The following is a 23353-nucleotide window of genomic DNA, read 5'->3' as shown; positions in this document are numbered from 1 at the left end:
GGGCTGCATAGGCGTCATGTTCATAGAAAAACGCCCCAGGCCATCGAGACCCAGGGCGGTGAAGATATCAAAGACCCGTTTTCCGGTAAATCGCAATGCGGCTCCGCTTAAGTGAACAGCATTGCGCCGTATCGGCGGGCTTTTTCATTTTCCGGCATCAGCGGCGCCGCTTGCTGCTTCCCAGCAGGGAGCCGAGCACCCCGCGCATCAGCTGGCGTCCCACCTCGTTGCCGAGGGTGCGGGCCACGCTCTTGGCGGCGGTCTGCACCACCCCGTCATGCTGGCCACCACGGGGGCCGGTGCGACCGAACAGGATGCCATTCAAGGCATCCAGCAGACCGCCGCCCTGGTCGGTCTGTGGGGAAGCGGTCTCGTCACCGGCGGCGGGCGATGTCTCTTGAAGTCGCTCGAACGCGGACTCCCTGTCCTCCTGGGTGTCGTATCTGCCGTAGAGCAATGAGCCCTGAATAAGCGCCTGGCGCTCGGCCGCGCTCAGGGGGCCGATGCGGCTGGCCGGGGGCGCGATGAAGGCGCGATCCACCACGCTGGGCCGCCCCTTCTCGTCGAGCAGGGAGATGAGCGCCTCCCCGACCCCCAGTTCAGTGATGGCTCCGGCGGCGTCGAAGGCCGGGTTGGCCCGCAGGGTGTTGGCGGCGATGCGCACCGCCTTTTGATCGCTCGGGGTGAAGGCGCGCAGGGCGTGCTGCACCCGGTTGCCAAGCTGCCCCAGCACGCTGTCGGGGATGTCGGCCGGGCTCTGGGTCACGAAATAGACGCCCACCCCCTTGGAGCGGATGAGGCGCACCACCAGCTCAATTTTTTCCAGCAGCGCCCTGGGGGCATCCTTGAACAGCAGGTGGGCCTCGTCGAAGAAGAACACCAGCACGGGCTTTTCCGGATCCCCTATCTCGGGCAACTGTTCGAACAGCTCGGAGAGCAGCCAGAGCAGGAAGCAGGCATAGAGGCGGCTGGACTGGGTGAGCTTGCCGGCGGCCAGCACATTGATATGGCCGTGGCCCGCCTCGTCGGTCTGCATCAGATCCTGAATGTCCAGCATGGGCTCGCCGAAGAAGTGATCGCCGCCCGCGCTCTCCAGGGTGAGGAGGTTGCGCAGGATGGCGCCGATGGAGGCGGTCGACACATTGCCGTAGCGGGTGGTGAGGGTCTTGGCGTGCTCCCCCGCAAACTGCACCATGGCCCGCAGGTCTTTCAGATCGAGCAACAGTAACCCCTCGTCGTCCGCCACCTTGAACACCAGCTCCAGCACCCCGCTCTGGGTGTCGTTGAGGCCGAGCAGGCGTGCAAGCAGCAGGGGCCCCATGTCGGAGACGGTGGCCCGCACCGGGTGGCCCTCTTCGGCGAAGAGATCCCAGAACAGGGTGGGGCTGGCGGCAAAGTCGGGTGCCTGAAGGCCGAGCTGGGCCAGACGGGCATCCAGCTTGGCAGAGGGGGTACCGGCGGCGCCCAGGCCGCTCAGATCCCCCTTCACGTCGGCCAGAAAGACCGGCACGCCGAGGCGGGAAAACCCCTCCGCCAGCACCTGCAGGGTGACTGTCTTGCCGGTGCCGGTGGCCCCGGTGATGAGGCCGTGGCGATTGGCCATGGCGGGTAGCAGGGAGAGGGGGTGGCCATTGGCATGGGCCAGCGTGAGCGGTTCGGCCATGGTGGGCTCCTTGTTTCGAATGGGGGTCGAAAAACAACGGGTTACAAGGAGTGTGGTGGCAGAGGCAGACGATGGCAAGGCACGCCGTCCGAGACAAGGACGGCGTGCTGGCAACCTAGCGGGGGCGGGTCAGCTTGCCCAGTTGCAACAGCAGCAGGGTGAGCAAGGCGCCGGCGGCGGCGCTCAGCACCGCCAGCAGCAGGCTGCCGAGCAGGAAGGGGGGCACCAGGATGGCCGCTTCCTGCTCCAGCCAGTGCAGGGACCAAGTGAGATGGAAGGGGGCTGGCGTCTCGTTCAGCACCAGGCAACCGGTACGATAGGCGTAGAGGTACATGAAGGGGAGCGTCAGCGGGTTGTTGAACCAGACCGCCAAGAGGGCCAGCGGCAGGTTGAAGCTGAACGCCAGCACCAGGGCGACGGCCACCAGGGAGTGCATGGGCATGGGGACCCAGCTGGCGAACAGCCCGGCCGCCACGGCGCCACAGAGGGCCCGCGTTCCCCCTTGCCAGAGGGCGGGGGTCAGCAGTCGCTCGCCAAAGAGGGCGAACCACTTCTGTTGGCGCAGGGTATCGGGGTCAATCTTGAAGCGGGCCAACCAGCGATTCAGCATGGGCGCGCCACCTTGCGTTTTTGCCACTGGCGCACCGTGCTCAGGCGCCAGCCTGCGCGAACCAGGAGATAGCCGACGAGGGCGCTCAGCAGGGCAAGCACCAGGGAGCCCAGCAAGAGCGGCGGGGCCACCGTCTCGAACACCGACACCAGCCAGGCCCAGGTGAAGGTGATCTCGATGTGCTGGGAGGGTTGCCCCAGCAACTGGCAGCCCACCAGATAGGCGCCATAAAACAGCGGTGGCATGGTCAGGGGGTTGGAGAGCCAGACCAGGGCTACCGAGAGGGGCAGGTTGACCCGGCAGGCGATGGCGCCGCCAGCGGCCAGCAGCATCTGGCAGGGGAGGGGAACCCAGGCCATGAAGAGGCCGACCGCACAGGCACCGGCGGCGGAGCGCCGGTTGAGATGCCAGAGGTTGGCATCCAGCAGCAGCTTGCCAAAGAGTCGCAAGTGCTTGTGTTCCTTGAGGGTCGCCGGGTCGGGTAGCCAGCGCTGTATGATTCGTTTGGGCATGTTCTGAACCTTGCTAAATACTTGCTCCATGGATCTGCGTCTGTTGTCGTTTGCCCTGGGGGCAAGCTCCTCACTGCTTTGGCCATGGCTGCCTTCATGGGAATGGGGTGGCCTGATGCTGCTGCTCGCGCTCCCCCTCGCCGGTGGTCGTTGCTGGCGGCTGCTGTTTCTGCTGCTCGGCATCCTCTGGATGCAGGTGAATTTGCACTACCGGCTTGCCTGGCTGGATCAGCTTGGCAAAAAAACGAGCCACATCATAACCGCACACGTGCAAAGTACGGAGTCTTCGGGAGAGAAAGAGGGGGATAAATTTGCGCGCCTGCTGCTGCGCCTCGACACCCTGGACGATCGCCCCCTCATCGTGCCACCCCTGGTGCGGGTCAATGCCTATCAGGTGTTGCCGCCGTTGCCTGCCGGCAGCCGCGTCACCCTGGTGACCTCTCTCAAGCCGGCCCATGGCCTGGCCAACGAAGCGGGGATGGATGGACGGCGCCTGCTCCTTGGCAAGGGGATCACCGCCACCGGCAACCTGCGCCGGGTCATCGCCCTGGATGCCGTGCCCCCGGGTGTGCGCGATCGCTGGCTGGCTGCGGCGAGTCGCGCCTGGGAGGGGATGGCGCAGGCCCCCCTGCTGGCGGCCCTCACCTTCGGGGAGCAGGGGGGGATCACGGATGCCCAGTGGGAACTCTTTCGCGGCAGCGGCCTGACCCACATCATCGCCATCTCGGGCCAGCATATCGCTCTGGTGGCGGTGCTCGGCTGGTGGCTCGGGCGGCTGTTCGGGCTGCGCGGGGCTATCTGCGTGTCACTCATGTTCGCGGCCACCTACAGCTGGCTGGCGGGGTTTGCGGTGGCCACCGAGCGTGCCCTCATCATGGTGCTGGTGTGGAGCCTGCTGCGCTGGCTAAAGCGGGACTGGCCGAGCCACCGGATCTGGCTGTGGGCCTTTGTGGTGCTGACATTGTGGGACCCTTTCGCCCTCTATTCTGCGGGGTTCTGGCTCTCTTTTCTGGCGGTGGCCCTGCTGTTGCTGGCGAGCCTGCTGCACGATCGCCCCGGCCTGGTGCGGCTGCAACTTCTGCTGCTGCTCGGATTGCTGCCCCTGCAACTGCTGCTGTTCGAGGGGATGGCGCCCCTGGCGTTTCTGCTCAATCTGCTGGCACTGCCGCTGTTCTGCCTTGTCATCATTCCCCTGGCGCTCGTCGGCGTACTGGTGGCGCCCCTCTCCACGTTGCTGGCCCACGGCCTGCTCTGGGTCTCCGCCTTCGGCCTGGAGTGGGTGCTGTGGGGGCTCACGCAGCTGGCGGATCGCCTGCAGCTCTGGTGGCCGGTGCCCGGCTGGCTGATGCCCGCCAGCGCCCTGCTGATCCTGCTGTGGACGGGATGGCACCTGCCGGGAGGGCGCGCCCTGGGGGGGCCGGTGGCGGCGGCCCTGCTGCTAGCCCTCTGGCCTGCTCCCGCTTCCTGGCAGGTGCGGGTGCTGGACGTGGGGCAGGGGCTCTCGGTGCTCGTCACCCGGGGGGATCGGGCCATCCTGTTTGATACCGGGGATCGCTACCCCGGGGGCTACAACATGGCGGATGCGGCCATCCTGCCCCTGCTCAACCGGCTCGGCATCCGGGTGATCGACACCCTGATCATCAGCCACAGAGACAGGGATCACGCGGGCAACCGGCAGGCTCTGCTGCAGAGCATGGCGGTGCGCCGGGAGCTCTCCTCCTTCCCCTTTGCACCGGCTACCCAGGCCTGCCGCCGAGGTCAGCAGTGGCATTGGCAGGGACTGGATGTGCGGGTGCTCTGGCCCCTGGCAGCCGGGGCGGGGCGCAACAACGACAGTTGCGTGGTACAGCTTGACGACGGGCGTCATCGCCTGCTGCTGAGCGGCGACATCGAGCAACAGGCGGAGCGCCGCCTGCTGGCACTGGCGCTGGAGGAGGGGGAGGGCGCGGGGCTGGCCAGCACCCTGCTGGTGAGCCCGCATCATGGCAGTCGCACCTCCTCCACGGCCCCCTTCGTGGCGGCGGTGAAACCAGCCTTCGTGGTGCACAGTGCAGGCTTCATGAACCAGTGGGGCTTTCCACGCCCCGAGGTGGTGGCGCGATACCAGGGGGCGCGGCAGTGGGTGACGGGGGAGGCGGGCGCCATCCTGATCGAGCCGGGGGACGCGGGGCTCAGGATCCGGGCCGAGCGGGAGCAGGGGCCCTGGTACAGGCGTGGCGGCCCCTGGTGGCAGCCGCAGGTATGGGGAAGGGAGTGAGGATCCGATGAGCCAGCCCGGCAAGGGGCGGCCTTCATTTGTGACCCGGGTTGTAGCCATCGCGCCAGCGGCGCTTGGTGTAGCTCCAAGGTTTGGCTAGAATAGCCCGTCATTTCCCTTATTAACGGCTATTCATGCAACAAGAAACCTCACAAGAGAGCTGGACCGTCTTCAAGCGCCTGCTCGGTTATGTCCGGGATCGCAAGCTGGGTCTGGTGGGCGGCATCATTGGCATGCTGGGTTACGCGGCCGTGGATACCACCTTCGTCTACTCCATCAAACCGCTCATCGACCAGGGGCTCAACGGCAACGACAGCAGCGTGCTCAAGTGGATGCCCTTCTTCGTCCTCGGCATCGTGGCTCTGCGCGGCTGCGCCGCCTTCCTCTCCAACTACTGCATGGCCTGGGTCGGCAACCACGTGGTGATGCGCCTGCAGCAGCAGGTGTTCAGCCACCTGATGGCCATGCCCATGAGCTTCTTCGACCGCCAGAACACCGGCAACCTGCTCTCCAAGGTGACCTATGACGCCGGTCAGGTGTCGTCCGCCGCGAGCTCGACCCTGGTCTCCCTGGTGCGGGAAGGGGCCACCGTCATCGGCCTGCTGGGCCTGATGTTCTGGCACTCCTGGCAGTTGTCGGTGATCTTCCTGGTGGTGGGGCCCCTGGTCGGGATCCTCATCAGCATCATCAGCCGACGTTTTCGCAAGATAAGCCGCCACATCCAGCAGGCGGTGGGTGACATCACCACCTCCACCGAGCAGATGCTCAAAGGGCACAAAGAGGTGCTGATGTTCGGGGGCCAGGAGGTGGAGGACAAGCGCTTCTACCAGGTGAGCAACCGGATGCGCCAGCAGACCATGAAGATGGTCGCCGCCGACGCCATCGGCAGCCCCATCGTCCAGATGGTGGCCTCCGTGGCCCTTGCGGTCTTCCTCTATGTCGCCACCATCGACAGCGTCAAGGCGACCCTGACCGCGGGCACCTTCACCGTCATGGTCACCTCCATGATGATGCTGCTCAAGCCGCTGAAAAGCCTGACCGACGTGAACAACCAGTTCCAGCGCGGCATCACCGCCTGCCAGAGCCTGTTCGGTCTGCTGGACTCCACCCCGGAGCAGGACACCGGCACCCGCACCCTGGAACGTGCCCGAGGTGAAATCGAGTTTCGCAACGTCACCTTCACCTACCCGACCAAGGAGACACCGGCGCTGCGCAACATCAGCTTCAAGGTGGAGGCGGGCAAATCGGTGGCCCTGGTGGGTCGTTCCGGCTCCGGCAAGAGCACCATCGCGAGCCTCCTGACCCGCTTCTATGACATCGAAGAGGGGGAAATTCTGCTGGATGGGGTCAACATCCGCGAATACCGCCTGAGCGAGCTGCGCAAGCAGTACGCCCTGGTCTCCCAGCACGTGCACCTCTTCAACGACTCGGTGGCCAACAACATCGCCTACGCGGCGGAAGAGAAGTACAGCCGCGACGAGATCCAGCAGGCGGCCCGCATCGCCCATGCGGACGACTTCGTCAGCAAGATGCCGGAAGGCTATGACACCGTCATCGGCGAGAACGGCGCCTCCCTCTCCGGCGGCCAGCGCCAGCGCATCGCCATCGCCCGCGCCCTGTTGCGGGACTCCCCGGTGCTGCTGCTGGACGAAGCCACCTCGGCCCTGGACACCGAGTCCGAGCGTCACATCCAGGCGGCCATCGACGAGCTGTGCAAGGCGCGCACTTCCCTCGTGATCGCCCACCGCCTCTCCACCATCGAGAAGGCGGACGAGATCCTGGTGATCGACGAGGGACACATCGTCGAGCGCGGCAACCACCAAACCCTGATGGACATGCATGGTACTTATGCCCAGCTGCGGGCCATTCAGTTTGGTAATACTGCCACGGGTAACAAGGGCTGATGCTGGCCAGACTCTGGTACGGGAACAGCCTCTGGCGCTGGGGGCTGGCCCCCTTCGCCCTGCTGTTTGCCCTGATCAGCGGCGTCCGCCGTCTGGGGTATCGCCGGGGCTGGCTCAGCGCCTATCGGGCCACCCTGCCGGTGGTGGTGGTGGGCAATCTCTCGGTGGGGGGCAACGGCAAGACCCCGGTGGTGGTCTGGCTGGTGGAACAACTCCAGGCCCGGGGCTGGCGCCCCGGCGTGGTCAGCCGCGGCTATGGCGGCAAGGCGCCCCATTACCCCTATCGACTGGATGAGAGCAGTACCCCGGCCGAGGCCGGGGATGAGCCCGTGCTCATCGCAAGACGCTGCGGTTGTCCCGTGGCGGTGGCCCCCAGACGGGCCGATGCTGTGCGGTTGCTGGAGCAAAGCGGTGAGGTGGACATCATCGTCACCGACGACGGCCTGCAGCACTATGCCCTGGCCCGTGACATCGAACTGGTGGTGGTGGACGGTGCGCGCCGCTTTGGCAATGGCTGTCTGCTGCCCATGGGGCCGCTGCGCGAGCCCACGACCCGCCTCAAGCGGGTGGACGCCATCATCTGCAACGGCGGCGAACCCGCCCGTGGCGAATACGCCATGCGCCTGGTGCCGGATACCCTGCGCCGGGTGTGCGATGATGCGCCTCTCACGGCCCCCCTCTCGGGGCCGGTGGATGCCCTGGCAGGCATCGGCCATCCCCCCCGTTTCTTCGCCACCCTGACCGCCCTTGGTTACGAGCTGGTGCAGAGTGTCGGCTACGGGGATCACCAGGCGTTCGACGCCGCCGAGCTGCTGGCCCGCTTCGGCCAGCGCCCCTTGCTGATGACCGAGAAGGATGCGGTCAAGTGCCGCCCCTTCGCCCCGGACAACTGGTGGTATCTGCCGGTCAGCGCCGAGCTGCCCGATGCCCTGGGGGAGGCGCTGCTGCGCACCCTGGGCCCGCAGCCCGGAAGAGGGAACGGGCACCAGGCGCCCTGACGGGGTGCCACCGGATTGGAACAGACGGCCAGCGCCCGGACTCGGGGGCTGGCCCTGCACATTGACATGCCAGGCAAGATCGCCTGTGGGAAATCGTTAAAGGAGTTTCGTTGTGGCACTGGATATTAAATTGCTCGACATCATCGCCTGCCCGGTCTGCAAGGGGAAACTGCACTATCAAGCGCACGCCGAGGGCCCTCAGGAGCTCATCTGCCGTTTCGACAGACTGGCCTATCCCCTGGAGGAGGGGATCCCGGTGCTGCTGGAGAACCGGGCCCGTCACCTGGCGCTGGAAGAGCTGAAGCCATGAGTTTCGTCGTCGTCATTCCTGCCCGTTACGCCTCCACCCGGCTGCCGGGCAAGCCGCTGGCCGACATTCACGGCAAGCCCATGGTGCAGCACGTGGTGGAGAAGGCCCTGCAATCGGGTGCCGATCGGGTGATCGTCGCCACCGATGACGAGCGGGTGCAGCAGGTCCTGGCCCCCTTTGCCGCCGCTGCCGGGTTCGAGGTGTGCATGACCTCACCGGATCACCAGTCCGGCACCGAGCGTCTGGCCGAGGTGTGCCGTCACTACGGCTTTGCCGCCGATACCATCATCGTCAACGTGCAGGGGGACGAGCCCCTCATTCCCCCCGTCATTATCCGCCAGGTGGCGGACAACCTGGCCGCGGCCAGCGCGCCCATGGCGACGCTGTCGGTGCCGATCAGGGATGCCGAAGAGGCGTTCAATCCCAATGCCGTCAAGGTGGTGACCGACCGGGAGGGGTATGCCCTCTATTTCAGTCGCGCCAGCATCCCCTGGGATCGGGACCGCTTTGCGGCCAGCGATCGCGTTGCGGGGAGCCGCGAGCAGATTGGCGATCACTACCAACGCCACATCGGCATCTACGCCTATCGCGCCGGCTTCATCCAGCGTTACGTGGACTGGGCACCGAGCGTGCTCGAGCAGGTCGAAGCCCTGGAGCAGCTGCGGGTGCTCTGGTACGGGGAGAAGATCCACGTGGCCCAGGCGCTGCAAGCCCCGCCGGTGGGGGTGGACACCCAGGCCGATCTCGACAAGGTGCGAGCACTGCTGGCCGGTTGAGGCTGGCGGAACGGCTTTGATGCAATACGGCGCCCCAGGGCGCCGTTTTTTAATTGATTCTTTGTATAATAATTTGATTTAAAACGGATTTTACGAGCAATTTCAAACTTTTCCCGCCCATGGTTTGCCAAATCATCGAGTTTGGTTATGATGCAAGACGCCGTGTTAACCCTAACTGGCATATAACGAGATAAAAAACGGGGTGTTTGGGTGATTAATGTATTCCTGGTCGATGATCATGAGTTGGTGCGTACAGGGATAAGACGCATTTTGGAAGACGTCCGCGGGATCAAGGTGGTGGGCGAGGCGCAGAGCGGGGAAACCGCGGTGGCCTTCTGTCGGCAACATCACCCCGATGTGATCCTGATGGACATGAACATGCCGGGCATCGGCGGTCTGGAAGCGACCCGCAAGATCCTGCGGATCCGCCCCGATGTACGCATCATAGTGCTGACCATTCATTCAGAAAATCCGTTCCCCACCAAGGTGATGCAGGCGGGCGCCGCCGGGTACCTCACCAAGGGGGCCGCGCCGGACGAGATGATCCACGCCATTCGCCTGGTCCACTCCGGTCAGCGTTACATCTCCCCGGAGATCGCCCAGCAGATGGCCCTGAGCCAGTTCGCCTCCGCCGACGAGAACCCCTTCAAGTCCCTCTCCGAGCGGGAGCTGCAGATCATGATGATGATCACCAAGGGGCAGAAGGTGACCGACATCTCCGAGCAGCTCAACCTGAGCCCGAAGACGGTCAACAGCTACCGCTACCGCCTGTTCAGCAAGCTGGGGATCAACGGTGACGTGGAGCTGACCCATCTGGCCATTCGTTATGGCATGCTGGATGCCGATACCCTGTAACGGGGGCGTGTGGACACCAAAGGCGGCACCGGCCGCCTTTTGCTTTTTGCAGGCTGTGGGCAGTATGCTCTCCCCGTCTTTTTGCATTCATCCGTTGAGTCGAGTTGCCGATGACCCTCTCTCCCGAGCCCCATTTTGACAGCAAGGCGTTTCTGAGCGCCGTCACCCACCAGAGCGGTGTCTACCGCATGTACGACAGCGGCGGCACCGTCATCTACGTGGGCAAGGCCAAGGATCTCAAGAAACGGCTCGCCTCCTACTTTCGGGCCAACGTCGACAGCATCAAGACCCGCACCCTGGTGCGCCAGATTGCCGATGTGCAGGTAACGGTCACGCACACCGAGACCGAGGCGCTGATCCTCGAGCACAACCTCATCAAGCAGTACCAGCCCCGCTACAACGTGCTGCTGCGGGATGACAAGTCCTACCCCTGGATCATCATCACCGACCATCGGCACCCGCGCATCGGCGTCCATCGCGGCGTCCGCAAGGTGAAGGGGGAGTATTTCGGCCCTTACCCCTCCGGCGGCGCGGTACGCGAGAGCCTGCACCTGATGCAGAAGATCTTCCCGGTGCGCCAGTGCGAGGATGCGGTCTATGCCAACCGTACCCGCCCCTGCCTGCTCTACCAGCTCAAGCGCTGCGCCGGCCCCTGCGTGGCGGGGCTGGTGAGCGAGGCCGAGTATGCCCAGCAGGTGGCGCTGGCCAAGCTGTTCCTCGCGGGCAAGAACCAGCAGGTGATCGGCGAACTGGTGGGCAAGATGGAGTCCGCCAGCGGCGATCTGCGCTTCGAGGAGGCGGCCCGCTACCGGGATCAGATCCAGGCCCTGCGCCGGGTCACCGAGCAGCAGTCGGTGAGCGGCAACGTGCTGGACGAGCTCGACGTGGTGGGGGTGGCCTTCGAGCAGGGGACCGCCTGCATCCACGTGCTCTTCATCCGCCAGGGCAAGGTGCTGGGATCGCGCAGCTACTTCCCGAAAGTGCCGGCCGATACCCAGCTTGACGAGGTGGTGCAATCCTTCCTGCTGCAGTTCTATCTGTCGGGGCAGGGGGGACGGCAGATCCCGAGCGAGGTACTGCTGGACGTGGCGCTGGAGGATGAGAGCGTCATCGCCGACACCCTGAGCCAGACCGCCGGCTACAAGGTGCGGGTGGTGAGCCGGACGCGCAGCGAACGGGCCCGCTTCATCAAGCTTGCCTCCATCAACGCCCAGACTGCGCTGCGCTCGCGCCTCGCCCACAAGAGCACCATCACCGCCCGTTACGATCAGCTGGAGGAGCTGCTGGAGCTCGAAAGCCCCATCGCCCGCATGGAGTGCTTCGATATCTCCCACACCATGGGGGAGCGCACTGTGGCCTCCTGCGTGGTGTTCAACCGGGAGGGGCCGCTCTCCTCGGAATACCGCCGCTTCAACATCGACGGTATCACCGGCGGGGATGACTATGCCGCCATGGAGCAGGCGCTGGAGCGTCGCTTTGGCAAGCAGCAGGAGCCGGACAAGGTGCCGGATGTGCTGTTCATCGACGGCGGTCTCGGCCAGTTGCGCCGCGCGGAGGAGATCCTGGCGCGCCAGCTGGAGTTTCTCGGCGGCAAATATCCGCTGCTGGTGGGCATCGCCAAGGGGGTGACGCGCAAGGCGGGGCTGGAGACCCTGATCCTGGGGGACAGCCACGAAGAGCTGCACCTGCCGGCAGATATGCCCGCCTTGCACCTCATCCAGCACATTCGCGACGAATCCCACCGCTTTGCCATCACGGGCCACCGGGCCAGGCGGGCAAAGGCCCGCACTACCAGTACCCTGGAAGAGATTCCCGGGGTGGGGCCGAAACGGCGGCAGGCGCTGCTCAAATACCTGGGTGGCTTGCAGGAGGTGAAAAAAGCCGGGGTGGACGAGCTCGCCAAGGTGCCCGGCATCAGCCAGGAGCTGGCCCAGTCCATTCACGACGCATTGCACTCGCTCTAGCGCTGCCTTTGGTGTGAAGGAGGTCACGCCAGGGAGCATCAGGGCGTGCTGCCTGCGCACAAGAGCCGTGACGCAGGGGGCTCCCAAATGCCATAATGACCGGCATCCTGAGGTTATTGATGGATTAATGGACCAAGGCGGGCGCCAGTTCGGTTGCATCCGCGATCGGCTTGGGGCTACCATGTAGCGGCATACAAGAAGTGGCTGAAAATAATGACAAATATTCCTAACCTGCTGACGTTCTTTCGGATTTTGCTCATACCCGTCTTCGTCATCCTGTTCTACCTTCCCTATCAGTGGTCCTACATGGCGGCGGCCATCGTCTTTATCCTGGCGGCCGCAACCGACTGGTTTGACGGCTATCTTGCCCGCAAGCTGAACCAGTCCACCGCCTTTGGCGCCTTCCTCGATCCGGTAGCCGACAAGATCATGGTGGCGGCGGCCCTGGTGGTCATCGTCGAGCACTACAACACCGTCTGGGTCACCATCCCCGCCATGACCATGATTGGCCGGGAGATCATCATCTCCGCCCTGCGTGAATGGATGGCCGAGCTTGGCAAGCGCTCCTCGGTGGCGGTCAGCTGGATTGGCAAATGGAAGACCATGATCCAGATGGTGTCGCTCACCGGCCTCATCTGGCAATACGACATCTGGATGGTGTGGCTCGCCTATGTGCTGCTCTACGTGGCCACCGTGCTCACCTTCTGGTCCATGTTCCAGTACATGAAGGCTGCCTGGGGCGATCTCAGCTACCACTCCCGGTTCTAGTCCCGACGGGAAGATGGCCGTTTCTCTGCCACTGGCGCCGAGAAACGGCCATGAGCGCCAAAAGTGTGGGACAAGGGTAAAAAACACCCGAACGATCAGCGTATTAAATGTTTTTGGTTGACTGGGCGGGGAACATCGCTAGAATGCGTTCTCACAGTCAGGCAGTCAGCCAGACCGATGCGGGAATAGCTCAGTTGGTAGAGCACGACCTTGCCAAGGTCGGGGTCGCGAGTTCGAGTCTCGTTTCCCGCTCCAAATTCAGACAATAGAGAGTTCCTCTCTTTTGCATGGCGCGTTAGCAAAGCGGTTATGCAGCGGATTGCAAATCCGTTTAGTCCGGTTCGACTCCGGAACGTGCCTCCATATTGACAAGCCCGCCCGCGGACTTGATACCGATTGCGGTGCCTGAGTGGTGAAATCGGTAGACACAAGGGATTTAAAATCCCTCGACGTTCGCGTCGTGCCGGTTCGATTCCGGCCTCAGGCACCATTAAAATCAAAGAGTTACTAAGGCCACTAGCAATAGTGGCCTTTTTGTTTCTAGTTGATTGACAGCCAGAATGGCAGCGACCTGAAGTGCCGGTTCATCTCTTGAATCTGCACGTGCCAAGCTGCGACCCCTGGTGTGAACATCAAAGAGCCTGCTCGATGGCAGGCTCCTGAGTGCTTCCCTGATTTATCTAGAGTTCCGAGATGATGGTCGACACCTCTTCTGCTCCGTGTCTTATCTCCTCCATCACTTTTGCAACGTCATCGATCTGCTTTTGCCCGTGGATGGCGCCGTCTGCCGCGGACTGGATCTGCTCGCTGACCTGCCTGGTGAGCTGCTGATTCTGGCTGACGACATTGGCTATTTCGTTGGTCGATAGGGAGGTTCTTGCCGCCAGTTGACGAACTTCATCGGCCACGACGGCAAAGCCTCTGCCTTGTTCGCCGGCTCTCGCCGCTTCGATGGCGGCATTGAGCGCGAGCAGGTTGGTCTGGTCTGCAATGCTGCTGATGGTGGATACGATGGCGGTGATATTCTGGGATTGAGCGTGGAGCTTGCTCATCAAGGTGCTGGCATGTTCCATCTGCCTGACAATATTGTCCGAAGTGGAGACGACGGTGGTCAACATGTCCTCTCCTTTGATGGCGGAGGATTTGGTTGTGACAGATGTTTCATTTGCCACCTTAGCCACATGTTGTACGGCCTGATCTTTGCTGATCTGCGGGGTGATATTGGAAGCAAACTTGATGACCTTGATCACTTTGCCATGGCTGCCCCGCACAGCGTTATAGGTTGCCTCCAGCCAGACTTCATGGCCTTTTTTATCAAATCGCTGAAAGCGCCCCGATTTGAACGTACCCTGAGCCAGCTCCTGCCAGAAATCGGGATGTTCCCGATAAAACAGCTCATCACAAAACATGCGATGTTGATGGCCTTTAATTTCATCGAGTCGATAGCCCATGGTATCCAGGAAATTACGGTTGGCGGAAATAACAACACCAGTCGGTTCAAACTCGATGACGGCGAGGGAGCGATCCAGCGCCTCAAATATTGCTTTTTGAGTCATGAGCAGATCATGTTGCACCGTCACATCTGACGCTATTTTGATGATCTTGATTATTTTTCCGCCCTGGCTGACGGGGAAATAGGTGGCCTCCAGCCATATTTCCTTGCCTTGTTTGCCAACCCGGTGGAAGGTGCCATGCTGGCTGTGCCCATTTGCCAGATCTCGCCAGAATTCCCGATAGGAGGGAGAGTCGGTATCTTCTTTCATGCAGAACATGGCGTGATGCTGCTGCACGATCTCATTGAGGGAGTAGCCGACGGAATGAAGAAAAAGCGGGCTGGCATCGAGAATATAACCATCGGTGGTGAATTCAATCATGGGAAGATGATCGTGCATGGCATGATCCAGTGCCTCGCTTTTCAAGGCCCTCTCTCGTTCTGCTGCCAGCTCTTTTTTAAGTTTCGAGTCGAACATAAGCACACCCCAGCCAAGAAAATAGAATCATCCGACATCTCTTCGTTGACGAACCCTTCACACTTTCTGGGTATGAAGCGTCGTTTTGAGTGTAATGCACCCTGTCATTTGATTCGGGCTTTTCCATACAAAAAACAGGTTTAATACAAGGTGATGCGCCCTTTTTATATGCGGTGATAAATAAAACGTATTCCTATTCTGAATTATTTGTTCGATGCATCGATTGTTTAACGGGGGTCTGTCAGTGGGCAAGACAATGGTTCGCAGTCGTGGGCGAACAGGGCCTCATGTCGGCGAATACGGGTATCCAGGGCAGGGGCTTGTCGGTGAGGAGTGACGGTTGTCTGCATCGATGGGGGAGGGGGCGCAGCGGGAAGGTGCTGCCTATAGAGATGTCTCGGTCCCTCTGTCCGGGAAACCTGCACTTGAGTGTTTGAACGCATCTGTTGCCCATTGTCATGGACGATGGGAAGGGGGGTGACGCTCCGTGTGGCTGCGAAATGCCCTGGAGAGGCTCGCCTGACCTGGTCAGGCGAGCCGGCTCATATCGCGTCAGTCATCACCCCTGGACATTGACCAGGATCCGGCCGCGCACCTGGCCTGCCAGGAAGGCATCCCCCAGGGTCACGACCTGGGAGAGGGGCACTTCCCGGGTGAGGAGATGGAGGCGGGTCAGGTCGAGATCCTCGGCCAGTCGGGCCCAGGCCTGCTGACGCAGCGGGCGCGGTGCCATCACGCTGTCGATGCCATAGAGGGTGACGCCGCGCAGGATGAAGGGCATGACGGTGGAGGGGAAGTCCATCCCTCCCGCCAGACCGCAGGCGGCCACGGCGCCGCCGTAGCGGGTAGTGGCGCAGGCATTGGCCAGGGTGTGGCTGCCGACGGTGTCGATGACGCCGGCCCAGCGTTCCTTGCCCAGCGGGCGTCCCGGCGCGGCCAGTTCGGCGCGATCGATCACCTCGGCGGCGCCGAGGGACGTCAGATAGTCGGCCTCGTGCAGCCGCCCGGTGGCGGCCACCACTCGATAGCCCAGCTTGGCCAGGAGGGTGATCGCCACGCTGCCCACGCCGCCGTTGGCGCCCGTCACCAGAATGTCACCGTCACCGGGGGTGATGCCGTGCTTCTCCAACGCCATCACACAGAGCATGGCGGTGTACCCTGCGGTGCCGATGGCCATGGCGTCCCGGGGCTGGAAGCGCTCAGGCAGGGCGACCAGCCAGTCGCCCCGGACCCGTGCCCGCTCTGCCAGCCCGCCACTGTGGGTCTCGCCCACGCCCCATCCGTTGAGCACCACCTTGTCGCCGGGGTACCAGTCGGGATGCTGGCTCTCCAGCACGGTACCGGCAAAGTCGATACCGGGGATCAGAGGGAAGCGGCGTACCACGGGGGAGGCGCCGGTGAGGGCCAGGCCATCCTTGTAGTTGAGGGAAGACCACTGTACCGCCACGGTCACATCCCCGGCAGGCAATATCTCCTCGGAGAGGCTCTGGTAGCTGGCGCGATAACCCGCCTCGTCTTTCTCGATCAGAATACCGTTGAACATCTTGTCTACTCCCATTAATTGGACTGGTTGACTATTAATATTCGTAAAAAAATCACTTTGCTAACTTCATGAAAAAATTGAAAAAAGAGAGCATGGGCTCGGTATCGCCCACCAGGCGTGCGCGCAGCACGGCCCCTTCCCAGCCGATCCAGAACTGATGGGCGAGGGCAGGGCAGTCACAATCAGGGGGCAGCTCCCCCGCCGTCACGGCATCCCTCAGGCAGCGGGCGAGCAGCGCCTCCCAGTCGAGGAGGATCTGCTCGAGGCGCAGGCGCAGCTCGGGGGACAGTTGCACCACCTCCTGACCCAGGTTGCCCACAAGGCAGCCCCGCTGGAACGCATAACGGGTCATGCCCCGGCAGGCGCTGTCGACGAAGGCGACAAGGCGGGCCAGGGGGGGCAGGCTCTCATCCTCCAGATAGCGCGTCAGCTTGCGGCAGAAGTAATGGTGATAGGCATCCATGACCGCCAGGGTGAAGTCGTGCTTGGTGGCGAAGTAGTGATAGAAGGAGCCCTTGGGGATCCCGGTCGACTGCAATACCCGCTCGATGGAGGTGGCGGCGATGCCCTGTTCGGTCAGCAGCTCCATGCCCCGGCGGATCAACAGATCCCGGGTGTCGGCATAGGTGTGCCCGTGCTGGGCAGGGCGGCCGCGAGGGCGGCGGGGCAGAGCGTCGCTGGTTGGCATGGGGGTTATTAGACGCTTCTACTAGAAATGATGCAAGCCCGGCGCCGGGCTAAGGCACGGGGATGAGATCGGGTGGTCGCGGCAAGCTGGCGCCAGCGGGGCAGAAAACAGCGAGGGCGCCATTGGCGCCCTCGCATCGATGTGTGGCTGCGTCTCAGCTGCGCAGCTTGTTGTAGACAAACAGCACGATCAGGGCGCCAACGGTGGCGATGATGATGCTCGGCAGGTTGAAGCCGGTGACCGTTCCCATCCCGAACAGGGTGCTGACATAGCCCCCCACCATGGCACCGACCACCCCCAGGATCACCGTCATGAAGAAACCGCCTCCATCCTTGCCCGGCATGATCCATTTGGCCAGGATGCCGACGATCAGCCCCAGTACCACCCAAGTAAGAAATCCCATGGTCATCTCCTCGTTATGTGCAGAGAACCAGAGTATATGCAGGGATCCTGCTTGTATCCCGCCACAGCACGGCGTGAGTCAGAAACGGTCATATGAGACTCGCTCATGACCATGGCAGGCAGAGGGCCTCAGCCGAGCGCGCGGGTGTCGAGGCGCTGCCCGGCGGGGGAGCACACCAGCACCGACCCCTGCTCGAACCAGTCCCCCAGCACGATGCGCCGCGCCGTACGCCCATCCAGGGTGAAGTCGTGGATGGCGGGCCTGTGAGTGTGGCCGTGGATCATCAGGCGGCAGCCGTGCTGGCGCAGCATCTCGTCTACCGCCTCCGGAGTCACGTCCATGATGATCTGGCTCTTCTGGGCATTCTCCATCTGGCTCTGGCCGCGCATTTTGTGGGCGATGGCCTGGCGGCGCGAGAGCGGTAGGCGCAGGAAGAGCCAGCGCAGCCACTTCTGTTGTGTGATGCGGCGAAACTTCTGGTAGCCCTCGTCCCGGGTGCAGAGCAGATCCCCGTGGCTCAGCAGCACCCGCTCGCCGTACAGCTCGATGACACAGGGGTCGCCAAGCAGGGTCATGCCGGCCCGTTTGGCAAACTGGCGCCCCAAGAGGAAGTCGCGGTTGCCGTGAATGAAATAGAGGGGCACCCCCTGCTGGCTCAGGGCGAGAAAGGCATCGGCCACCTCGCGGTGGAGCGGGTTGGGGTCGTCGTCCCCAATCCAGAATTCGAACAGATCCCCCAGCACATAGAGGGCGTCGGCACCGGGCGCGTCTTCGGCCAGAAAGCGCACCAGGGCCGCCGTCATGTCGGGCCTGCCTTGGCTGAGGTGAATGTCACTGATAAAGAGGGTGCTCATGAGTTCCTGGGCATCATGGTAAGAGAGTCCCGCCTGGGTGCGGACAAGGCCTGTGACCTTGCACGTCGAGCGGGTGGGGGAGGGAAGGGCAGCAGAGCCCCGCAAGGTTGACGCCCTCCAGGGTCAGCAACGCCTCGTAAGGGTCGCCGGACAGACCCAGCAGGCGGCACATGGCCGCTTCCCCCTTGAGCCCTTCATCAACGCGCAGGCGCAGCACCTCCCGGTGGAAGGGGGCGCCAAAGCGCTCAAGCAGGGAGGCCATCAGGCTGAGGTGGCGCCAGCCATGACACGCCTCGAGGGGAGCAGGGGTGAGGTAGAGCTCGACTGGCCAGCACTGGCCATCTGGCCCGTGGCGTTGCTGCTCGGCGATCCAGACCTGCTCGCCCTTGCTTCGCACCTGCCAGCCTTGTGCTGCCAGTGTCGCGGCAAGGAAGGCCGGGTCCGGATGCTGGCAGAGGATGTCGAGATCGCTGCCGGGCCTATCCAGCCCGATGGCGATCGTGCTCACCAGGGCCAGATCGTTGCACAGGGGGCCAAGTTCATTCCACAGGCCGCCGCTCAGCAGGGCGTGGGCCGAGCGCTGACGCTCGTTGCCCTGGGCCAGATAGTCGAGGCGGCGCCAGTTGGGGGCGGCAGATGGAAAAACTGCGGCCGGGGCCGCAGTGGTATCAGAGCCTGGCCGGCAGGGATTACTCGGCAAGGGTCACCTTGGTGATGACGACGTCTTCGGTCGGAACGTCCTGGTGCATGCGGCCGTAGTTGCCGGTCTTCACGCCCTTGATCTTGTTGACCACGTCCATCCCGGCGGTCACTTCACCGAACACGCAGTAGCCGAAGCCCTGGGTGGTGGCGGACTTGAAGTCCAGGAAGTCGTTGTTGTTCACGTTGATGAAGAACTGGGCGCTGGCGGAGTGCGGCTCCATGGTGCGGGCCATGGCGATGGTGCCGACCTTGTTGGACAGACCGTTGGCCGCCTCGTTCTTGATGGGAGCGCGGGTCTCTTTCTCTTCGAAGCCCGGGGCATAGCCGCCGCCCTGGATCATGAAGCCGTCGATGACGCGGTGGAAGATGGTGTTGTCGTAGTGACCGTCACGGCAGTATTGCAGGAAGTTGGCCACGGTCTCCGGGGCTTTTTCCGCGTTCAGGGTCAGGGTGATGTCGCCGTGGTTGGTGTGCAGAGTAACCATGAGTTGTCCTTTCATTTTGACGCGGGCAGCAAGGTGCCCGCAGGTGTATGGCATAAAGTGGTGGCAATTCTAGCCCATCAAGGCCCTGCGGCATAGATGGCAGGGGGGAGAGGGGGCTTTTTCTGCCTCGTTTTCTATACCGGATGCGGTTAGAATGGCAGGCCATTTTACTCACAGGCAGTGGTCATAAGATGCTGAAGATATACAACACACTCACTCGTCAAAAAGAAGAATTCAAACCTATCCACCCGGGCAAGGTGGGCATGTATGTGTGTGGCGTCACTATCTATGATCACTGTCATATCGGCCATGGCCGTACCTTCGTCGCCTTCGACGTCGTCGCTCGCTACCTGCGTTATGCAGGATACGACCTCACCTATGTGCGCAACGTCACCGACGTGGACGACAAGATCATCAAGCGCGCCGCCGAAACGCACGTGACCTGTGACGCTCTCACCGAGCGCCTCATCGGCGACATGCACCAGGATTTCGACGCCCTCGGCATGGTGCGTCCGGACATCGAACCCCGCGCCACCCAGCACATCGGCGAGATCATCGCCCTGGTTGAAACCCTGCTGGAAAAAGGGCACGCCTACGTGGCGGACAACGGCGATGTGATGTTCATCGTCGACTCCTACGCCGACTACGGCAAGCTCTCGGGCCAGGATCTGGAGCAGTTGCAGGCCGGCGCCCGTGTCGACGTGGTGGATGCCAAGCGCAACCCGCTCGACTTCGTGCTGTGGAAGATGTCCAAGCCCGGCGAACCGACCTGGGAGAGCCCTTGGGGCCCGGGCCGTCCTGGCTGGCACATCGAGTGCTCCGCCATGAACTCCAAGCACCTTGGCAACCACTTCGACATCCACGGCGGCGGCTCCGATCTGCAGTTCCCCCACCACGAGAACGAGATTGCCCAGTCCTGCTGCGCCCACGGCGGCGACTACGTCAACACCTGGATGCACAGCGGCATGGTGATGGTGGATAAAGAGAAGATGTCCAAATCCCTTGGCAATTTCTTCACCATCCGTGATGTGCTGGCCCACTACGACGCCGAAACCGTCCGTTACTTCCTGATGTCCGGTCACTACCGCAGCCAGCTCAACTACTCGGAAGACAACCTGAAGCAAGCCCGCGCCGCCCTGGAGCGCATGTACACCGCCCTGCGCGATCTGCCGGCGGCGGCCGCTGCCGGTGGTGACGAGCAGGTGGCTCGCTTCGTTGATGCCATGGACGACGACTTCAACACCCCGGAAGCCTACTCCGCCCTGTTCGACCTGGTGCGCGAGATCAACCGCCAGAAAGCCGAAGACATCGCTGTCGCCGCTGGCCTCGGTGCCCGCCTGCGCGAACTGGGCGCCGTGCTCGGCATCCTGCAACAAGACCCCGAGGCTTTCCTCAAGGGTGACGAAGCGGACGAAGAGGTCGCCGAAATCGAGCGCCTGATCGCCGAGCGCAATCAGGCCCGCGCCGACAAGAACTGGGCCGCGGCGGATGCCGCCCGTAACCGCCTCACCGAGATGGGCATCGTGCTGGAAGACAGCGCCGGCAAGACCAGCTGGCGCCGAGCCTAAGGCCGGTGGCGCTGCTCGCGCCAACCGGTTAAGCAAATAAAAAACCGCAGCCCTAGGGCTGCGGTTTTTGTTTGGGCCTTTTCCCTCGACACCTCTTAAGTTTCTGCGCTCTGCTTAAAGCCCCGGTGGGCTGCGCTCTGATCCCCTCTCCCCTGGCGGGAGAGGGGGGCTAACGTCATTCCTCGGCTGAATGCCGTCCAAGGCCTTAATGGCATTGTTTCGCCATGCAGGACGCGAGGACTTTGCCCTCGAAGAGGTTTCGCCGCCGCTGCGCGGCTTGGCGAGTGACTTTGGAAAGACCCGCTCTCTTTGGCAAATAACACCAAAAGTCTTCCCCCCGGCAAACCGCCCGCTTCGCGGGTGCCCTCCTCTCGTCCAACGGGTCGCCGCTGACGGCACTTTGGCCTATGCCATCCCTGGCTTCGGCCAAAGCCCGCTTCGAACATTCTTGTTCTCGCGCCAAATCGGGGTCGAGCAGTGCTCGCCCTGATCCGATTTGGCCCCTATGTCGGTTGCGGCTGCGCCATCATCCCTGATGGCGCTCCTGACCCGTTGAACTCGACTCGGCGGTTTGCAGGTGCATATTCCGGCCGATCATGAACACCAATTCCGATTCAACGTGAACACCATTTCCGGACCAATGTGAACGCTCATTCCGGTTCAACCTGAACACTTCGCCCCTCCTTTCCGGAAACAGTGTTCAACATCCCGGAATCACTGTTCACATTCACCGGAATCATCCTTAACGCATTGATTTAAAAACCTTTGATACGCTCTCCCTTTTGCCAGGGAAGAGCCTATGTCTGCCAAGAGGATTGCAATGCGTAAAATTCGTGAAGTACTGCGACTGCGGCTGGAAGCTGACCTCTCTGTTCGCCAAATCAGTATCTGTACCAAGGTCAGTGTCGGCTCCATCCAGAAACTCCTCAAAAGTGCCCAGGCGCTCGGCCTTACCTGGCCCTTACCTACCGAGCTTGATGATGGCCGACTGGCTGCCCTGTTCTATCCGCAGGCCGATACCACCATCTCGGCCCGCCATGTTGTGCCGGATTGGCCCTCTGTCCATCAGGAGCTCAAGCGCAAGGGGGTCTCCAAACAGCTGCTCTGGGAGGAGTACACCCAGCGCTATCCCAATAGCTGTTACAGCTACTCCCAGTTCTGTGACCGTTACAAGTCCTGGTGTCAGTTGCAAAAGCGCTCCATGCGCCAGATCCACAAGGCGGGGGAAAAGCTCTTTATCGACTACTGCGGGCCCACGGTGCCCATCGTGTCGCCGACCACGGGTGAGGTCCGTCAGGCACAAGTCTTTGTCGCCGTGCTCGGTGCGTCCAACTACACCTTTGCCGAGGCCACCTGGTCACAGTCACTGCCGGACTGGCTGCAAAGCCATGTCCGTGCCTTTGAGTTTTTCGGCGGGACACCGGCACTGCTGATCCCCGACAACCTCAAGAGCGGTGTCAGCAAGGCTTGCCGATACGATCCCGAGCTCAACCCCAGCTACCAGCAGTTGGCCGAGCACTATCAGGTGGCGGTGATGCCAGCTCGTCCTTACAAGCCCAAGGACAAGGCCAAGGCGGAGGTGGGTGTGCAGATCGTCGAGCGCTGGATCCTGGCCCGTCTACGCCATCAGACCTTCTTCTCGCTTGCCGAACTCAACCAGTGCATCCGTGCCTTGCTGAACGAACTCAACGAGCGTCCGTTCAAGCAACTGCCCGGTAACCGACGTGACGCATTTGAGCAGTTGGACCGCCCGGCACTGGGACCACTGCCGGTGCATCCCTATCGCTATGTCGCCATCAAAACGGTCAAGGTCAACATCGACTATCACGTCAGTTATGAGCAGCACCATTACTCGGTGCCACACCAGTATGTGGGTCAGCAACTGGAGCTCCATGCGGGCGATACCCTGCTTCAGGTCTATCACCAGCAACAGCTGGTCGCGAGCCATCCACGTAAAACCATCCCGGGGATGAGCACGCTCCCTGAGCACATGCCGGAACGTCACAGCAAGCAGCAACGCTGGACCCCAGGGCGTCTTAAACAGTGGGCTGCTGACATCGGACCGAGCACCTTGTGCTGGGTTAGCGAACGGTTGGAAGAGAAAGCCCATGCCGAGCAGGCATACCGACTCTGCCTGGGGCTGCTGAGTCTTAGCCGGGAGTATCCGCCATCACGGGTTGAAGCCTGTTGCCAGTTGGCCAACCGGGAAGGTCTGGTGCGACTCAAACAGCTCAAGTCGGTGCTGACCAGTGGCCGCGACCAACTGCCCGCAAGCCCGCTGAGCTACCCAGAGTTACCGCAAGAGCACGAGAACATCCGTGGCCCCCAGAGCTTCCACTAAAGAGGATACGTCCCATGACCCAACAAACGCTGACCCGCTTGAGACACCTGAAACTGTATCTATTCACCAGGACGGGGTTGACGGCATCAGTTCTGCCGGGATGGGATAATCTGTCTTCTCGATGCACGCCCTGACCACGGCCCTCAACCACTCCTGTGGGCAGCGGCCCAATCGCTTGCCGG

The 23353-nt window shown here is 62.5% G+C and carries 20 protein-coding genes and 3 tRNA genes; 13 read left to right on the top strand and 10 right to left on the bottom strand.

From position 1 onward, the window contains the following. Window positions 1–157: 157 nt before the first annotated feature. From HKD46_RS18890 to HKD46_RS18880, 3 genes are all read right to left on the bottom strand, one after another. A complete protein-coding gene (locus HKD46_RS18890; RefSeq protein WP_161469692.1) occupies window positions 158–1663 on the bottom strand; it encodes a helicase HerA-like domain-containing protein in 1506 nt (501 codons plus the stop codon). Between the two features lie 115 nt (window positions 1664–1778). Continuing rightward, a complete protein-coding gene (locus HKD46_RS18885; RefSeq protein ID WP_042017571.1) occupies window positions 1779–2273 on the bottom strand; it encodes a DUF2062 domain-containing protein in 495 nt (164 codons plus the stop codon). Further along, window positions 2267–2785, bottom strand: coding sequence for a DUF2062 domain-containing protein (locus HKD46_RS18880; protein WP_039040274.1), 519 nt, complete (start codon window positions 2783–2785; stop codon window positions 2267–2269). Before HKD46_RS18880 ends, HKD46_RS18885 begins: the two co-directional genes overlap by 7 nt. 115 nt (window positions 2786–2900) lie before the next feature. Here HKD46_RS18880 and HKD46_RS18875 point away from each other — a divergent pair, with 115 nt between their 5' ends. The 11 genes from HKD46_RS18875 (at window position 2901) to HKD46_RS18825 (ending at window position 13107) form a co-directional block, all read left to right on the top strand. Then, a complete protein-coding gene (locus HKD46_RS18875) occupies window positions 2901–5042 on the top strand; it encodes a DNA internalization-related competence protein ComEC/Rec2 (RefSeq protein WP_235673880.1) in 2142 nt (713 codons plus the stop codon). 134 nt (window positions 5043–5176) lie between these two features. Beyond that, window positions 5177–6946, top strand: a complete 1770-nt coding sequence (msbA, locus tag HKD46_RS18870; RefSeq protein WP_042014329.1) for a lipid A ABC transporter ATP-binding protein/permease MsbA — start codon at window positions 5177–5179, stop codon at window positions 6944–6946. Then, window positions 6946–7944: a tetraacyldisaccharide 4'-kinase gene (gene lpxK / locus HKD46_RS18865; protein ID WP_161469690.1), complete on the top strand. Its 999-nt coding sequence runs from the start codon at window positions 6946–6948 to the stop codon at window positions 7942–7944. The genes msbA and lpxK overlap by 1 nt, the downstream gene beginning before the upstream one ends. A 112-nt stretch (window positions 7945–8056) precedes the next feature. Then, window positions 8057–8254 carry a Trm112 family protein gene (locus HKD46_RS18860; RefSeq protein WP_010675233.1) on the top strand — a complete coding sequence of 66 codons (198 nt, stop codon included), beginning with the start codon at window positions 8057–8059 and terminating at the stop codon, window positions 8252–8254. After that, entirely contained in the window at window positions 8251–9030 is a 780-nt protein-coding gene (kdsB, locus tag HKD46_RS18855; RefSeq protein WP_010675232.1) for a 3-deoxy-manno-octulosonate cytidylyltransferase, read from the top strand. Before HKD46_RS18860 ends, kdsB begins: the two co-directional genes overlap by 4 nt. 210 nt (window positions 9031–9240) lie before the next feature. Continuing rightward, window positions 9241–9885 carry a UvrY/SirA/GacA family response regulator transcription factor gene (gene uvrY / locus HKD46_RS18850; RefSeq protein ID WP_010675231.1) on the top strand — a complete coding sequence of 215 codons (645 nt, stop codon included), beginning with the start codon at window positions 9241–9243 and terminating at the stop codon, window positions 9883–9885. Between the two features lie 110 nt (window positions 9886–9995). Continuing rightward, entirely contained in the window at window positions 9996–11849 is a 1854-nt protein-coding gene (uvrC, locus tag HKD46_RS18845; protein WP_124814087.1) for an excinuclease ABC subunit UvrC, read from the top strand. 213 nt (window positions 11850–12062) lie between these two features. After that, window positions 12063–12617: a CDP-diacylglycerol--glycerol-3-phosphate 3-phosphatidyltransferase gene (gene pgsA / locus HKD46_RS18840; protein ID WP_010675229.1), complete on the top strand. Its 555-nt coding sequence runs from the start codon at window positions 12063–12065 to the stop codon at window positions 12615–12617. 179 nt (window positions 12618–12796) lie between these two features. Next, window positions 12797–12872: transfer RNA gene (locus HKD46_RS18835), tRNA-Gly, on the top strand. Between the two features lie 34 nt (window positions 12873–12906). Then, window positions 12907–12980, top strand: a tRNA-Cys gene (locus tag HKD46_RS18830). Between the two features lie 40 nt (window positions 12981–13020). After that, window positions 13021–13107: transfer RNA gene (locus HKD46_RS18825), tRNA-Leu, on the top strand. A gap of 190 nt (window positions 13108–13297) precedes the next feature. Here HKD46_RS18825 and HKD46_RS21600 read toward each other — a convergent pair. From HKD46_RS21600 to HKD46_RS18790, 7 genes are all read right to left on the bottom strand, one after another. Next, window positions 13298–14587: a methyl-accepting chemotaxis protein gene (locus tag HKD46_RS21600; RefSeq protein ID WP_161469689.1), complete on the bottom strand. Its 1290-nt coding sequence runs from the start codon at window positions 14585–14587 to the stop codon at window positions 13298–13300. 559 nt (window positions 14588–15146) lie between these two features. Further along, a complete protein-coding gene (locus HKD46_RS18815; protein ID WP_171865794.1) occupies window positions 15147–16130 on the bottom strand; it encodes an MDR family oxidoreductase in 984 nt (327 codons plus the stop codon). 52 nt (window positions 16131–16182) lie between these two features. Next, on the bottom strand, window positions 16183–16818 hold the full coding sequence (locus tag HKD46_RS18810) for a TetR/AcrR family transcriptional regulator (protein WP_161469687.1): 636 nt from the start codon (window positions 16816–16818) through the stop codon (window positions 16183–16185). Between the two features lie 154 nt (window positions 16819–16972). Continuing rightward, complete coding sequence (locus HKD46_RS18805) at window positions 16973–17221, bottom strand: GlsB/YeaQ/YmgE family stress response membrane protein (protein ID WP_043156234.1); 249 nt, start codon at window positions 17219–17221, stop codon at window positions 16973–16975. Window positions 17222–17349: 128 nt separating this feature from the next. After that, entirely contained in the window at window positions 17350–18075 is a 726-nt protein-coding gene (gene lpxH / locus HKD46_RS18800; RefSeq protein WP_161469686.1) for a UDP-2,3-diacylglucosamine diphosphatase, read from the bottom strand. 13 nt (window positions 18076–18088) lie between these two features. Then, window positions 18089–18775: a DUF4269 domain-containing protein gene (locus HKD46_RS18795; protein WP_161469685.1), complete on the bottom strand. Its 687-nt coding sequence runs from the start codon at window positions 18773–18775 to the stop codon at window positions 18089–18091. After that, on the bottom strand, window positions 18765–19262 hold the full coding sequence (locus tag HKD46_RS18790) for a peptidylprolyl isomerase (protein WP_010675220.1): 498 nt from the start codon (window positions 19260–19262) through the stop codon (window positions 18765–18767). The genes HKD46_RS18795 and HKD46_RS18790 overlap by 11 nt, the downstream gene beginning before the upstream one ends. Window positions 19263–19453: 191 nt before the next feature. On the opposite strand from HKD46_RS18790, the gene cysS reads away from it, so the two are divergent. Then, window positions 19454–20830, top strand: a complete 1377-nt coding sequence (gene cysS, locus HKD46_RS18785) for a cysteine--tRNA ligase (protein WP_161469684.1) — start codon at window positions 19454–19456, stop codon at window positions 20828–20830. Window positions 20831–21629: 799 nt separating this feature from the next. After that, window positions 21630–23171 (top strand): IS21-like element ISAs29 family transposase, encoded by a 1542-nt coding sequence (gene istA, locus HKD46_RS18780; protein WP_001274811.1) that lies wholly within the window; start codon window positions 21630–21632, stop codon window positions 23169–23171. The last annotated feature ends 182 nt before the right edge of the window (window positions 23172–23353 follow it).

This window comes from Aeromonas sp. TW 6, assembly GCF_013168745.1.
Taxonomy (GTDB): Bacteria; Pseudomonadota; Gammaproteobacteria; order Enterobacterales; family Aeromonadaceae; genus Aeromonas; species Aeromonas caviae.
Note: the sequence above shows the minus strand (reverse complement) of the source record. Positions and strands in the feature narration are given on the sequence as shown.